Below are 14,941 nucleotides of genomic sequence, written 5' to 3' on the forward strand. Positions count from 1 at the left end.
TAACTTTTTAAGCATGCATAAAAAAACCCTCTAACGTATCTAATAGAACAGCAGTAGATGCGACAAAGGGCAAATAGAGGTATGGCAGAAAATCTAAGTAATCGATTGGACTGGTTGCTTAATATCGGCATTTTGACCACGATGACGCAGATAGTGATCAAGCAATACAATCGCCAGCATCGCTTCAGCAATGGGGGTCGCGCGTACACCTACGCAAGGGTCATGACGACCTTTAGTTAGCATCTCAATCGCTTCACCCTCTGTATTGATACTCTTGCCAGCCGTGGTAATACTAGAAGTTGGTTTCAGAGCAATACTAACGCGGATATCTTGGCCTGATGAGATACCACCCAAGATACCACCTGCATGATTGGCCGTAAAACCATCAGGGGTCATCTCATCACGTGAGCGATGACCAAACTGCCCAGCTACGGCCATACCATCACCGACCTCTACGCCTTTAACGGCATTGATACTCATCATTGCATGGGCAATATCCGCATCTAAACGGTCAAATACTGGCTCGCCCAATCCGACGGGCACGCCGCTTGCGATAATCTCTAACCTCGCACCACAGCTCGTGCCTTCACGGCGCAAGCTGTCTATCAAAACCTCAAAGCGGCTGACTGCATCGGCGTCTGCACAAAAAAACGGATTGCTATTGACAAAATCCCAATCGATTTGACTAGCATCTAGCACTTGACTGTATTCCGAGCCAATTTGGGTAACATGACCGCGTACTTGCACGCCTAAGCGCTCATGCAAATATTTTTTAGCGATGGCACCTGCCGCCACCCGCATGGCCGTTTCGCGCGCAGATGAACGACCGCCGCCGCGGTAATCACGAAAGCCGTATTTCATACTATAGGTATAATCGGCATGACCGGGGCGAAAAGTGTCTTTTATTTCACTATAATCTTTTGATTTTTGATTGGTGTTACGAATTAAAAGCCCAATCGATGTGCCCGTCGTTTTACCTTCAAATACCCCAGAGATAATCTCGACTTCATCAGACTCACGGCGCTGGGTCGAGTATTTAGACGTCCCAGGTTTACGGCGATCCAAATCTATCTGCAAATCTGCTTCGCATAATTCTAAACCTGGCGGAACGCCATCGACGATAGCCATCAGGCCTGCGCCATGCGACTCACCGCACGTCGTTACGGTGAAAACCTGTCCAATACTATTGCCAGCCATATTTACCCTTAAACAAATGAAGTCGATTTTTAATTGCCGTTTTTTAATTGCTGTTTTTAATTTATTGTCAGTGTCAATTTTACTTTATTGATTACCATCTAATAATTGCACATAAGCGGCGAATAATTGACGATGAGTCATAAGCTCGTCATAGGTAATAGCAAAAATACCATGACCACCGTGAGCGAATTTCAACCAATCAAATTGGATTTCAGGATACGCTTGCTTTAACGCCCATTCACTATCGCCGACTTCACAGACCAGCAAGCCCTCAGGGCTCAGATAATCTGGCGCTTCAAACAAGATACGATGTACCAAATCCAGTCCGTCCTGACCGGCAGCGAGCGCATGTTCTGGCTCATATAAAAACTCTGGTGGCAAATCGGCCATAATCGCGGCATCGACATACGGAGGATTGGTAACGATTAGCTCATATTGATGCTCAGCAGGAATCTTGGCAAATAAGTCAGACTCAATCACATTAACTTGATGTCCTAAGTCATGATGATCGACATTGACCATCGCAACTTCTAGCGCTCCTTTATCAATATCAACCGCATCGACTAAGGCATCAACAAAGCGGGTGGCAAGCGCAATAGCGATACAACCAGAACCGGTACATAAATCCAAAATACGCTCAGGCTGCGCCAACTGCTTAATCTCTAAACCATGGTCAAAGAAGGCGGCAGCTTGATTGTTCATGCTCATACCAAGCGGCTTTGCCAACTCATTAACATCGAAGTACGGATGGAACTGCTGACGAATCAGCTCGGCGATTGGTGAGCGTGGAATTAGGACGCGCTCATCGACATAAAAAGGCAGGTCGCAGAAATACGATAAATTAATGAGATAACTTAGCGGCTTACGCTCAGCGATACGCTCTTCTAATAAGCCCAGTACCTGCTGCTTCTCTGAAGTGGTTAAACGGCAATCTAGAATCTGATCATTGGCTGCCCAATCTAAGGACAGCGTGTGCAACACAATCGCCGACGCTTCGGCAAATTCATCCGTCGTCCCTTGAGCGACAACCACGTCATAGTTGCGCAGCTGCGTGACCGCAAAACGAATAAAGTCACGGATGCTGACCAGCTGCTCACACGCTTCTGCAAGCTCGGCACGCAAATTATCAAACTCATCGTCTTTACCAAGCAGCCCTGTTTCTAAATCGTAGGTCATCTCATCATCTAAGCCTTGCGACTCATCAGCGAAGTACTGATTTTGAAACTCTTCTGCGCTCATGGTTTGGTCTTCTGACATATCACACCTTACTGATTGCATGCGTATCGACGACATGCGGATGGGTTAAATCGCTGACTTTTAACAGCCGATTTATTAAATTAAAACTTGTCATACATTATAGACGTAAACCTGCTGCGGCGCCAATGACTGTGTTTTTAGCGCAAAAAACTACCGCAAATAAATAAGGCAACTTTTATGATGGGTAAGTAAATGTATCATTAACCTCTTACCACTCTAGCATTTAACGATAAAGCAAATAAACAAGACTCTAATCAAATGTGAATGCTCTTTTATAACTAGCATGACTAAATTATTTCCCAACTGTAGTGAATACGTCAACTGTTGACGTTTAGCAAGCCCTAAACGAAAAAAGATGTGTCAAAAGTTTGCGAAGCGTCCAAATTATGCGCATAATAGCCGCATTAGTTATAACCATAAGTAAGCCAATATGATGAAAATAAAGCCCCTTATCACCGCTATATCTATTGCGATTGTTAGTGCCAGTGTCAGCGCTGTTGCTGCCCCTGCCGACAATACGCGCACTCTACCAGTACGTAAAGCTGACTCAATGCCTACTATTGCTCAGCCTAGTATGGCGAAAAAAGTCAGTCTTAACGTGCAAGAAAACCGCAGCAGTTCACTCGATAGTCGTGCGCCTGTCGTAGCCACGCCTGCTTTAAAGCCTAAATCGCCTGATCGTATGACGCAGCTGATTGAAGAAAAACAGGAAGCTGACGAAGACGACAATGACGCGCAACGAGCAGATGAGCAACAAAGCGTCAGCGCCGACAATATGAGCGTCGAAGAGCTAGCGCGTAAAGATGTACAGTCTGATAGCACCGATGACATCAGTGATGGCCAAGCTGTTGCCGCTCCTAGTGCAGCAGTAGCAAATAACCGCCCAGCCGATACTTCTATCAAAAGTATCGAAGATGTCGATGGTAAAAAATATACCACGCTAAACCTGTCTAATTACGCCAAACAAGTCAACGGTGCCACTTGGACACCGGACATGAAGGTCAACTCCGCAATGACCATCAAAATGCAAGCGTTATTGGATTGGAATCACGCTTCACCGGGCGCTATCGATGGCGGCTGGGGTATGAACAGTAAAAAAGCACTGATTAACTTCCAAACCATGAAAGGCTTGCCTGCGACTGGTAAAATGGATCAAAAAACGTGGGACGCTTTGAATAAAAACATCCCAGCCAATAAGCCAGTGCTAGTGACTTATACCATCACCGAAGATGATGTGAAAACCAACTTTGCTACCACGCCTGCTGATGCAGAAGCCAAATCGAAAATGAAAGGCTTGTATTATCAGGACATCAAAGAGATGTTAGGTGAGCGCTTCCATATGGATGTGCGCTATTTAGACAAGTTAAATAAAAACAAACAGTATAAAGCTGGCGAAACCATCACCGTTTTAAATACGCGCGATCCACTCAAACAGCGAATTAATCGCGTCGTTGCCAATAAAGCCGACAAAACCCTTTATGCTTATAACGGTGATAAACTGGTCGCCACTTATCCAACAACAGTCGGAAGTGATGCGACACCTTCACCGCAAGGCACGTTTAAAATCATTAATAAAGTAAAAATGCCGTGGTATAAAGCGACCGTTGGTAAAGGGTCAGACAAACAAGTACATATGCTACCACCAGGTCCAAACAGCCCTGTCGGTGTGGTATGGATGGGCTTGTCTAAGCCATCTTATGGTCTACATGGCTCACCGAAACCTGAAGGTATCAGCCGCCAAGCATCCGCTGGTTGCGTCCGTTTGACCAACTGGGATGTGTTAGAGGTATATGCCAATATCGAAAATGGTGCCACCGTTGAGCTAAAATAGTTGTTATTAATTAAAATGAACAACAACACATTGTAAGCAATAAAAAAACAGCTCCTTTTTAGGGGCTGTTTTTTATTTTATATAAAGTCTAAAGCTAAGCCGCCTTTCTTTATTTTTAATTTTTATGGTGGCGGGCTTTTGAAACTGCTAGCTTTTGAAATAGCCAGCTTTTGAAATAACTCAGCTTTAAAGTCGTAGCTTTGTAGCCCTAGGCTTTATGACTTTCCTTACCCGTGATACTTCCCACTTTTTTGGTAAAAAATAAGGCAGCAGGAATGGATACAATGATCCCTGCGGCAACCGCCATTTGGATGTGCGGGATTTGGTTAAATCCTGTGACCAAAGCGGCAATCATTAATACACCGACGGTCACGGTTGCGGCTATTGAATAGATGACAGAAAATAGTGGCCAGTTCATGATGTATTCCTCATTTATTGTGTGGGTATAACACCTTTATACACCAAATCCACACAAATAGTAAGCCTTTTCTTATAGACCCACAGCCCATTTATAGCAAGTGATTCATATTAAAAGCCATATTATAATTATTGATTTGTACTTGGCATTTTTCTCTTGAAAATATAGCTAAACTATCCGCTTATCTGTCTTTTATCTCCCTCTATTTAGGCACAAGAAATTTACACGCTATAGGCACAAGAAATTTACACGCTATTGGACATTTATCATTACAATAGTAGACCTTCTGCTTTCTTTAGTTTTAGAGTTCTTGTCGTTCTCTATACTCTGAACTGCCACTTTTATCTTCTAACCTCATTTTTTAATAAAGTTTTCTTCTATGACCTCCTCTCACGCTGACACTTCTAAAGACTCATTACCTATGAATCACCCTAAAAACGATGCTGAGTTTGCAGATAAACGTAATGTTGGCAATATCGACAACGAGGCTGTTATCGAAGAACAGACGCATAGCGAAAATAACAATGAGGAAGAACGAGCAACAGCGTCAAAAGATGCGCAAGTGCCTGAGGCAACCATCAAAATGGAAACGGTGGCACCCGATGTGGTGGTTGCTTCCTTAGAAACGCCGGAAGACGTTGACGACTCTCAACCTGTTGATGAATTTACAAATAATAATTCAGACATTGAATTTACCGATACAGCGGAAGCGTTTTTTCAGGAGAAGGATAAAACTGAGGTCAACGCCGCCGCAAATAAAACTATCTCTAATCAAAACCATGCAAAAGACACAGAAACTCAAAAATTAGTAGTTGAAAAAAAACGGCAAGAGAATGTAAAACAAAACCTAAATAGCTTAGATATAGATAACATCAACGATAAAAAAAATAACAAACAAAATAAGCAGGAAGTTAATAAGGCTGAAAACACACGCCAAACCGCTAATAAGGCTTTGGAAGGCGACAACCACGTAAATATAGATAATCTAGAAGATGAAGAGATCAAAGAGAAAAAAGAAGCCAAACTTGAGTCTTATAAGCAGTTTGTCGCCGAGCAATTCAGTAATAAAAAAGTAGACTATCCAGAAGTACGGGTCCGGATTGAGGCCAACGCCCTGCCGAGTAAAATGTATTTTGTGATGAATATCCTCTCGGCTATCATCGCAAGCTATGGTTTGGTGACCAATTCGGCAGCGGTGGTTATCGGCGCGATGCTAGTAGCAATGATGCTCGGTCCTATCACTGGTGTGGCGTTGGCGATTATTGACCACCGTATGCCGCTATTGCGAAAATCACTTATTACGGTATTTCTTGGCATCTCTTTGGTGGTGTTGGTCGGTTTCATCGTTGGTTGGCTACATAAAGATCAACCACTTACTGTCGAGATATTATCGCGCACCCAGCCAACTTCGATGGATTTGATGATTGCCTTAGCTGGTGGTACGGCAGGTGCTTATGCCATGGTTTCGCCGCACTTGTCGGTCGCTGTGGTTGGGGTCGCCGTGGCTACGGCATTGGTGCCACCGCTTGCCGCCAGTGGGATATTATTTGCCAATGGTGAGATGCAAATGGGACTTGGCGCGCTGCTATTGGCCTTGACCAATATTATCGCCATTCAATTTACCAACGCTTTGGTATTATGGCTACTAGGTTTTCGCCGCTTGGTCGATGATGATTATAAATCAAGTACTTATTGGACCTTTTTACGGCGTAATGCGGTGACGTTATTGTTGTTAGGCGTTTTAGGGACCTATTTAACCATCAACCTACAAACCAACGCCAAGCAGCAAGGGTTTGAAAGTAGCGTCAAAGAGACGATTAATAGCTACTTTAGCGACAAGGGTAACGTGCTGACCAATACCCAATTCGATAAAGACACTTCCCATCAAGTCGTGCGCGCGGTGATTCGCGGCGAGACCACCCCTACCTTTTATGACGTCCGCCAAATTGAGGCGATTATTAGCAAAAATATGGCGGAACATTTTCCCGACTATTTACCCATTAAGCTACAGCTACGCTATATGCCCGTGCAGGTGATTGAATCACACCCACTTATTCAAGATAAACTCGATAAAACCGATGTGACCGTTTTAACCAACTGATGTGTTTGACGGTTTAATTTATCCTAGTCACTTAATACAAGCGCTTGCTTAATAAAGAAAATTAAGCCTTATTTCCACTGCGTTTGCTGATGAATCTTCAACACGCTTGGTACGTTTGTGCTAAAATCGCTTGCAAAATTATTTTACTTATTCTATTTAATAAAACCATTCGTCAGTAAGGAGCCGCTGTGAGCCAGCCACATCAAACAGCCGATATTCGTCAAGCTTTTATCGATTTTTTTATAAGCAAGCAGCACACCCCCGTCGCCTCATCGAGCTTGATTCCCTACAATGACCCGACATTGCTATTTACCAATGCCGGTATGAATCAGTTTAAAGAGACCTTTTTGGGTATGGAGCCGCGCGACTATACGCGTGCGGTGAGCTCACAAAAATGCGTCCGTGCCGGCGGTAAGCACAACGATTTGGATAATGTCGGTTATACGGCGCGCCATCATACTTTTTTTGAGATGCTCGGCAACTTCTCGTTTGGCGATTATTTTAAACAAGCGGGTATTGCTTATATTTGGGAATTTTTAACTTCCGATGAATGGTTGGCAATCGATAAAGATCGCTTGTATGTGACCATTTATGAAACTGATGATGAAGCCTTTGATATTTGGCATAAAGACATTGGCTTGCCTAGTGAGCGCATCATCCGTATTGGTGATAATAAAGGCGCACCGTACGCCTCTGATAACTTTTGGACCATGGGTGATACCGGTCCTTGCGGTCCTTGTACCGAAGTTTTTTATGACCATGGCCCTGATATCGAAGGCGGATTGCCGGGTACACCAGAAGAAGACGGCGACCGCTATATCGAGATTTGGAACTGCGTCTTTATGCAGTTTAACCGTCAAAAAGACGGTACCATGCTGCCGCTACCTGCGCCGAGCGTCGATACTGGCATGGGGCTTGAGCGTATTAGCGCCATCATGCAGGGCGTCCATGGCAACTATGAGATAGATTTATTTATCCATCTAATGGATGCGGCGGCTAAGATTTTAGGTATTGAAAACCAGCAACAATCCTCATTAAAAGTCATCGCCGACCATATTCGTGCCGTGGCCTTTTTGATTGCTGATGGCGTAACCCCAAGTAACGAAGGGCGTGGTTATGTACTGCGCCGTATCATTCGCCGTGCCGTACGTCATGGCAATAAACTTGGCGCGGACAGTGAATTCTTTTATAAAATGGTCGCGCCTTTGGTTACTGAGATGGGCGACGCCTATCCCGAGCTAAAAGACAAACAAAGCGCGATTGAAAACGCCATTCAAAAAGAAGAAGCCCAATTTGCCAAAACCTTAGCACAAGGGTTACGCTTGCTTGCCAGCGAGCTTGAAGGCTTACAAGACGGTGATACGCTCTCTGGCGAAGCAGCATTTAAACTTTATGATACTTATGGTTTTCCCGTTGATTTGACCGCTGATATCACCCGTGAGCGCGGTATTGTGATTGATGAAGCAGAATTCGATGAGCACATGCAAGCACAGCGTGAACGTGCGCGTGATGCGGGCAAATTCGACGTTGATTATAGTAGTGTCATTCAAGTAGACAACCCAACCACCTTTGTCGGCTACGAACAGCTTGAAGAAGATGGCGTGACCATTCATGCGCTTTATCAAGACGGCAATCCAGCCGAGAGCTTGGCTGAAGGCATGGAAGGCGTTATTGTCCTTGACCGTACCCCATTTTATGCTGAAGGCGGTGGTCAGGTTGGCGAGCTGGGTGAGATTCGCACAGCGACAGGTGTTTTTGAAGTGCAAGATACCAAAAAATCTGGCCAAGCCATTATCCATTATGGTGTGGTCACTATGGGCGAAATTAACGCTCAGCAAACGGCTGATGCACAAGTATTATCAAGCATTCGTGCGGCGAGTGCCAAAAACCACTCAGCGACGCATTTATTGCATGCGGCATTAAGAGAAGTACTGGGCGATGCAGTCACACAAAAAGGCTCATTAGTCTCAAGCGAAGTATTACGTTTTGACTTTTCTTATGACAAACCGGTTAGCGCTGCTGAAATCAGCCGTATCGAACGTCTTGTCAATGAGCAAATTCAAGCCAACACCCCTGCCCGTATCGAGCATATGTCTATCGATGAAGCGATGAAACAAGGTGCGATGGCGTTATTCGGCGAAAAATATGGTAATGACGTCCGTGTCTTGACCATGGGTACCGACAGTATCGTTGATGGTCAGCGTAAGCCGTTTTCTATTGAGCTGTGTGGCGGTCTTCACGTACAGCGTACTGGCGATATTGGGGTATTAAAAATCACCAGTGAATCAGGTATTGCTGCGGGTATTCGCCGTATTGAAGCGGTCACTGGGATGAATGCCATTAAAAACATGCAGCAAAGCGAGCAGCAACTGAGCGAGCTTGCAGCTCAGCTAAAAGTCAAACGTCCAGAAGTTGCACAGCGTGTGCGCACCATGGCAGATAAGCAGCGTGATTTGGAAAAACAACTAGAACGCTTAGAGCAAAAAATTGCTAGCGCCCAAGCGGCAAACTTGCTTGATGACGTGCAGACAATCGCTGGTACATCGGTACTTATTAGCACCTTAAGCGGTGTTGATGGCAAATCGATCCGTACCCTAATAGACGATGTAAAATCAAAACTGCCGTACAGCGTGATTGTGTTAATTGGTGATAAAGACGAGCAACTGGCACTGGCGGCAAGCGTTGATAAATCGCTAACCGATCGCGTCAAAGCGGGCGACATTATTCGTCATTTGGCAAGCGAGCTTGGTGGTAAAGGCGGCGGTAAGCCTGATTATGCCCAAGGTGGTGCGCCAAAATCTGCCAATACCAATGCCGTTATCAGTGCACTGAGCGCTTGGGTTGCAGAAAAGCTGGCGTAAATAGTAGGAATATAGGGGATTGGTTATAACGGTTATAACCAATCGCCATATATCTAATTCTTGCTAGCACTTAAAGTTATACGGCTAATGTGGTATAAAGTAGCACGCTTAACGACTGTCAGCATATCAAGTGTATGAGTATAAACAGTAAAACAGCAGAGCAAATAAAGGGCGCAATTTTTATAATTCGGCTTTATCGTTATTAAAATGAATCTTGCACTGTCATGGCAGACCGCGCCATGATGGATTGATGTCGACAAGTAACAGATGGCCATTGGTGAATAATAGGTAGATTTTTATGGCGTTAATAGTACAAAAATACGGCGGCACCTCGATGGGCAGTATCGACCGCATCAAAAATGTCGCCAAACGAGTCAAACGTTGGCATGACAACGGTCATCAAGTGATCGTAGTTGTGTCTGCCATGAGCGGTGAAACCAACCGTTTGATTGATTTAGCACGCCAAATCAGCAGCCAACCTGATCCACGCGAATACGACCAAATGGTCTCAACGGGCGAACAGGTTTCTATCTCTTTACTGGCGATGGCGATTAAAGAGCTCGGTATTGGCGCCCGTTCATTCACCGGTCGCCAAGTCGCCATTAAAACCGATAGTGCCCACACCAAAGCGCGTATCGAAAGCATCGATGATAAAAACATCCGTGAGCAACTAGATGCGGGCAACATTGTCATCGTGGCAGGTTTCCAAGGTATCGATGAAGAAGGTAACGCCACAACCTTAGGTCGCGGCGGCTCGGATACCACAGGTGTTGCCATTGCCGCAGCCTTGGGCGCTGATGAATGCCAAATCTATACCGATGTCGATGGCGTTTATACCACTGACCCACGCGTGACCTCAAAAGCCAAAAAACTTGAAAAGATTACCTTTGAAGAAATGCTTGAAATGGCAAGCCTTGGCTCTAAGATTTTACAGATTCGCTCAGTAGAGTTTGCTGGCAAATACGGCGTGCCTCTACGCGTATTATCCAGCTTTGATGAAAACAACGATGGTAGCTTCGACCAAGACTTTCAAGACAATGTCGGCACCCTAATTACGATAGACGAAGGAGACAATATGGAACAGGCAATCATCTCAGGTATCGCTTTTAATCGCGACGAAGCAAAAATAGTCGTGCGCGGTGTGCCCGATCATCCTGGTATCGCCTCTGCCATCCTAAGCCCTATCGGTCGCGCCAATATCGAAATCGATATGATCGTGCAAAACCTATCGACCAATGGCACCACTGATTTTACCTTTACCGTCAACCGTACGGACATGGATAAAACCATGAAAGTGCTAGAAAACGAAGTCAAAGATGAGATTGGTGCCAAAGAAATATTGGCCAACAACGAAGTGGTAAAAGTGTCATTGGTTGGTGTTGGTATGCGCTCGCATGCAGGTGTTGCCAGCCTTATGTTCCAGACTTTGGCTGAAAACAACATCAATATCCAAATGATATCGACCAGTGAAATTAAAGTCTCTGTGCTTATTCAAGAGCAGCATTTAGAAAAAGCCGTGAAATCATTGCATACCGCCTTTGGTCTTGACCGCGAAGACGGAGACAGCACAATCGCTGGGTTATAATATTTAAAAGCTATATATTAAATCACTGTAAGATACTTCTGGTTTAATAATGATGGGTTAAGTAGCGATTATTTTTTAGTAAAATTTCGATTAAATAGAGTCTTTTTAGGCTCTATTTTCTTTTATTACTATTGCTCAGGTAAGTATATACCTAATAGTTTTGTGAAAATCCGTGACAGTATCTGTTATGCCCCCTATAATGGGGCTTTCATTTGGGCTAAATGAATTTATCTATCATTACCGCTATGAGTACTAGGTGACGCAGAGTTTTTATAATGACTGCTCTGCCTATTTAGTACTAGAGTAATGTCCTGTAATTGAGACGCAATCTGATGAGTAATAATCTGTTGATGCGACATAAGGAGTGTGACGCATGTTAATTTTGACACGCCGCGTGGGCGAAACGCTAATGATTGGCGATGAAGTCAGTGTGACTGTCCTAGGCGTTAAAGGCAATCAAGTACGAATCGGCGTCAATGCGCCAAAAGATATAGCGGTACACCGTGAAGAGATTTATCAGCGTATTCAGCATGAACGCACGGTACAATCGCAAATGCAACATCTTGAGCAAGGCAGCTTTGCACCTTCATTCGATGATGAAGACTATTTTAACCGCTAAGTTGATCGCTTGTTCGTTAACTAACTATCAATAATTATTGGGCATAAATTAAGCACCCTATTTTTGCTTTCTAATCTGCTCTGAGGTCATGTATTTATGAGTATCCGTCAATCAGATGTATCGGCTCTACTTAATGGTTTGAATAAAAAAGCCATTGGATTCAATGATGTCATCAGCTTTATTGATGATTTTTATCGTTATGCGCCAGCGCCTTTTGTTAATGGTATGCTGCACAATGCAGCGGGCGAAAACGAAGGCAGCGCCAAGATTTTTGGTTTTGCTAAGCACCATGGTCTAAATCAATTGGACACGCTAAAGTTGTTCGGTGAGCATTACACCAAGGTACAAGCAACGCCAAAGGGTACCGACCATGCCAATATCCGCAATTTTTTACATTGGGGCTGGCGAGGATTTTTGATGGAAAAAAATCCATTAACGCCGCGTCCAAGTGTTGATACTAGCGCGCTGTAGTTTTCTATTTTTGCTAATTATCTATTTTAAAAGTATTAAAAAAGCCACGCTATACAATTAGCGTGGCTTTTTCTGTTTACTGCTTTCAATTTAGTGCTTTTGACTTAATGCTGCTTAGCCGCTTACTTGTCTCAATTAACTGCGATAAAGCTGCTGCTTATTTATTATGAAATTTAACAGGTTGTACTGCCCCTTTAGGATTGGGCATGTTGGGATAATGATGCTCGTGCTCGACATCACATTCCGCGCCCACGACAGAGCCATCGTCTCGCACAGGTTTATGAATATAACCGGTACGCTCGGCTGGCGGCAGATGCTCATGCTCCCATACCATCACCGCTTGCATACAAGTTTCGCGCTGCTCAGGCGTCAGCTTACGACCATCCGGCCATTTACCCAGCTCAATGGCTTGGCGAAACTTTTCTACCACTTCTGGTGTGACACTTGCTAATATCGTTTGTTTATCCATCGTACCTACTCTCCACGACTATTTTATAATCCAGTACTGTTTTGAGAAATCTAGCACTGCATTCATTCTTCTATAATATCATCATCGATATCCATACTGAATTCTTCGGCATGGACGTTCCAGTGTAATTTGGTGCGGCAGGCTTCATAAAAATCAAACCCTGGCGGATGAAGCAAGGTCAGCTTATCAGGATGTTTGCGAATATACAGACGCTGCTCTTGGTCGAGCGCGATACTCGGCTTGCCGTCGGCGCTAACTTGTGGCTGGGTGCGGTTATCTTCATGAATACGAATACAAATCTCGCTGGTGCCACTCACTACAATCGGGCGACTGGACAAGGTATGCGGATGCATCGGCACCAAACAAATGGCATCCATACTCGGATGAATAATCGGACCACCGCCAGAGAGCGCATAAGCAGTGGAACCCGTCGGTGTCGCCACAATAAGTCCATCGCTATGCTGACGATAGACATCGTGCCCGTCAATTTTCATCTGAAAATCAATCATGTGCACCGATTTACCCGCATGCAGCACTACATCGTTGAGCGCCATATCTTCATGAATGATTTTTCGCCCTTCACGAATCTCCATGGTCAGCAAAAACCTGTGATCTAATTGATAATCGCCCATCAATACTTGGCGTAGTTTAAAGGCCGCTTCATTGGGTTTCACATCGGCCAAAAACCCCAAACGACCACGGTTGACTCCTAGAACTGGCACCCGATAGCGCGCCAATGCTTCGGCGGCATGCAATATCGAACCATCGCCGCCTACTACGATGACTAAATCGCAAATCTCACCAATCAAGCTGCGTTTGACGATTTTAACTTTTTCAATTTCAGTGAGGTTCAAAGTAGGCAAATTGGCCGTCTGCACATCCATAATTAATGTCAGATTCATCTCATTGATGGTATTGGCAATCTGTACCAGACTTTGGGTCACGCTGCGTTTTCCGGCGCGGCCCATCAAACCAATGCGCCTAAACGCTGGGTTTTTGATGGCATGAAACAGCTCTGATTCATGTAAGTGCGGCAATCGGGCGGACTGCGCTGAGTTTTCCATAAAACGACTCGGCATAACGATAAAATACAGTGCAATGATAACGAGAAATCAGCGCTTAGACTAGCATGTTTATGAAGTTTCGTTGTTAACTGTCGTAATTGGCCCCATATACCCTCTATCATACGCCACTTTTAGGCATATTTGTTTTGCTACTCATTACCGCTTTATATGTCGATATTCCCTAGTTAATTAAGGCTCGATAGCCATGTGATGCCTTGCATGCGCTCACGTAAACACAGTTGACAATAATGGCGGTTTTGCTAAAGTAGCTGGTATCTTAGTTATTTATATTTTAAAAAGGACAACTTTATGGCAAATCCTATTGTCAGTCGCGCAGAGCTTGCCGTTGGCGGCGCGCCGATGACGGTAAAGGGTGTGATTCAAAAGACCAGTTTATTGCTTGGACTATCGGCGATTACGGGTATTGGATTTTTCTTTTATGCATTGATGGCAGGCCTATCACAAGGCTTTATCACCATGGCCGCTTTTGGTAGTATGTTTGCCGCCTTTGGTCTGGCGATTTTTATCACCTTTAAACCGCAAAAAGCCAAAACCTTTGCCGTACCTTATGCGTTATTGGAAGGTATCTTTTTAGGTGGTATCTCGCTATTCTTTATGCGCATGTACCCAAGCGTGCCAGTTACTGCGATGTGTGCGACCTTTGTCACCGCTGCGGTCATGCTAGGGCTGTATCGCTCAGGTTTGGTTAAAGTCACTGAGAAATTCCGCTCAATCGTCACCTCAGCATTGATTGCTATCATGTTGGTTTATGTGGCGCAGTGGGTATTATCTTTAGCGTTCGGTTCGAGCTTACCTTTCTTATTTGAAGGTGGCGCTATCGCTATCGGCTTTAGCTTATTTGTCATTGTTATCGCTTCTTTTACGCTGCTATTGGACTTTGATAATATCGATCGCGGTGTGGCGATGGGCGTCTCAGAAGACTACGAATGGTTATTTAGTATCGGTATTCTTGCGACGCTAGTATGGATGTATATCGAATTTATGCGTTTACTAAGCTACCTACAAGACTAAACTAAACCCTGTTTAGCCGTTATTTAAAATAATTAC

Annotated in this window: 11 protein-coding genes and 1 pseudogene; 7 read left to right on the top strand and 5 right to left on the bottom strand. The window is 44.5% G+C overall.

From position 1 onward, the window contains the following. Positions 1-93: 93 nt before the first annotated feature. Together aroC and prmB are read right to left on the bottom strand one after the other, a co-directional pair. The gene (gene aroC, locus FOR85_RS01960; RefSeq protein WP_144296489.1) at positions 94-1,197 is read right to left on the bottom strand and encodes a chorismate synthase; all 1,104 of its coding nucleotides are present in this window, start codon (positions 1,195-1,197) and stop codon (positions 94-96) included. An 84-nt stretch (positions 1,198-1,281) separates the two neighbouring features. Continuing rightward, the gene (gene prmB / locus FOR85_RS01965; RefSeq protein ID WP_144296490.1) at positions 1,282-2,454 is read right to left on the bottom strand and encodes a 50S ribosomal protein L3 N(5)-glutamine methyltransferase; all 1,173 of its coding nucleotides are present in this window, start codon (positions 2,452-2,454) and stop codon (positions 1,282-1,284) included. Positions 2,455-3,004: 550 nt separating this feature from the next. On the opposite strand from prmB, the gene FOR85_RS01970 reads away from it, so the two are divergent. After that, on the top strand, positions 3,005-4,285 hold the full coding sequence (locus FOR85_RS01970) for a L,D-transpeptidase family protein (RefSeq protein WP_373681935.1): 1,281 nt from the start codon (positions 3,005-3,007) through the stop codon (positions 4,283-4,285). Positions 4,286-4,493: 208 nt separating this feature from the next. On the opposite strand, the gene FOR85_RS01975 is transcribed toward FOR85_RS01970, so the two are convergent. Next, a complete protein-coding gene (locus FOR85_RS01975; RefSeq protein WP_144296491.1) occupies positions 4,494-4,703 on the bottom strand; it encodes a hypothetical protein in 210 nt (69 codons plus the stop codon). A gap of 379 nt (positions 4,704-5,082) precedes the next feature. Between FOR85_RS01975 and FOR85_RS01980 the strand changes: the two genes are divergently transcribed. From FOR85_RS01980 to FOR85_RS02000, 5 genes and pseudogenes are all read left to right on the top strand, one after another. After that, a complete protein-coding gene (locus FOR85_RS01980; protein WP_144296492.1) occupies positions 5,083-6,804 on the top strand; it encodes a TIGR00341 family protein in 1,722 nt (573 codons plus the stop codon). A gap of 188 nt (positions 6,805-6,992) precedes the next feature. Beyond that, positions 6,993-9,665, top strand: a complete 2,673-nt coding sequence (alaS, locus tag FOR85_RS01985) for an alanine--tRNA ligase (protein ID WP_144296493.1) — start codon at positions 6,993-6,995, stop codon at positions 9,663-9,665. A gap of 298 nt (positions 9,666-9,963) precedes the next feature. Continuing rightward, positions 9,964-11,250 carry an aspartate kinase gene (locus FOR85_RS01990; RefSeq protein ID WP_068404454.1) on the top strand — a complete coding sequence of 429 codons (1,287 nt, stop codon included), beginning with the start codon at positions 9,964-9,966 and terminating at the stop codon, positions 11,248-11,250. Positions 11,251-11,623: 373 nt separating this feature from the next. After that, positions 11,624-11,791: pseudogene (csrA, locus tag FOR85_RS01995) on the top strand (carbon storage regulator CsrA); the annotation flags it as partial. Positions 11,792-11,965: 174 nt separating this feature from the next. Further along, the gene (locus tag FOR85_RS02000; RefSeq protein WP_144296494.1) at positions 11,966-12,340 is read left to right on the top strand and encodes a HopJ type III effector protein; all 375 of its coding nucleotides are present in this window, start codon (positions 11,966-11,968) and stop codon (positions 12,338-12,340) included. A gap of 157 nt (positions 12,341-12,497) precedes the next feature. On the opposite strand, the gene FOR85_RS02005 is transcribed toward FOR85_RS02000, so the two are convergent. Further along, a complete protein-coding gene (locus FOR85_RS02005; protein ID WP_068404460.1) occupies positions 12,498-12,809 on the bottom strand; it encodes a YeaC family protein in 312 nt (103 codons plus the stop codon). A 62-nt stretch (positions 12,810-12,871) separates the two neighbouring features. Further along, positions 12,872-13,873, bottom strand: a complete 1,002-nt coding sequence (locus FOR85_RS02010; RefSeq protein ID WP_068404461.1) for an NAD(+) kinase — start codon at positions 13,871-13,873, stop codon at positions 12,872-12,874. 309 nt (positions 13,874-14,182) lie between these two features. On the opposite strand from FOR85_RS02010, the gene FOR85_RS02015 reads away from it, so the two are divergent. Continuing rightward, a complete protein-coding gene (locus FOR85_RS02015; protein WP_011280732.1) occupies positions 14,183-14,905 on the top strand; it encodes a Bax inhibitor-1/YccA family protein in 723 nt (240 codons plus the stop codon). Positions 14,906-14,941: the final 36 nt, after the last annotated feature.

The sequence above is a fragment of the Psychrobacter sp. YGAH215 genome (assembly GCF_007280595.1).
GTDB lineage: Bacteria > Pseudomonadota > Gammaproteobacteria > Pseudomonadales > Moraxellaceae > Psychrobacter > Psychrobacter faecalis.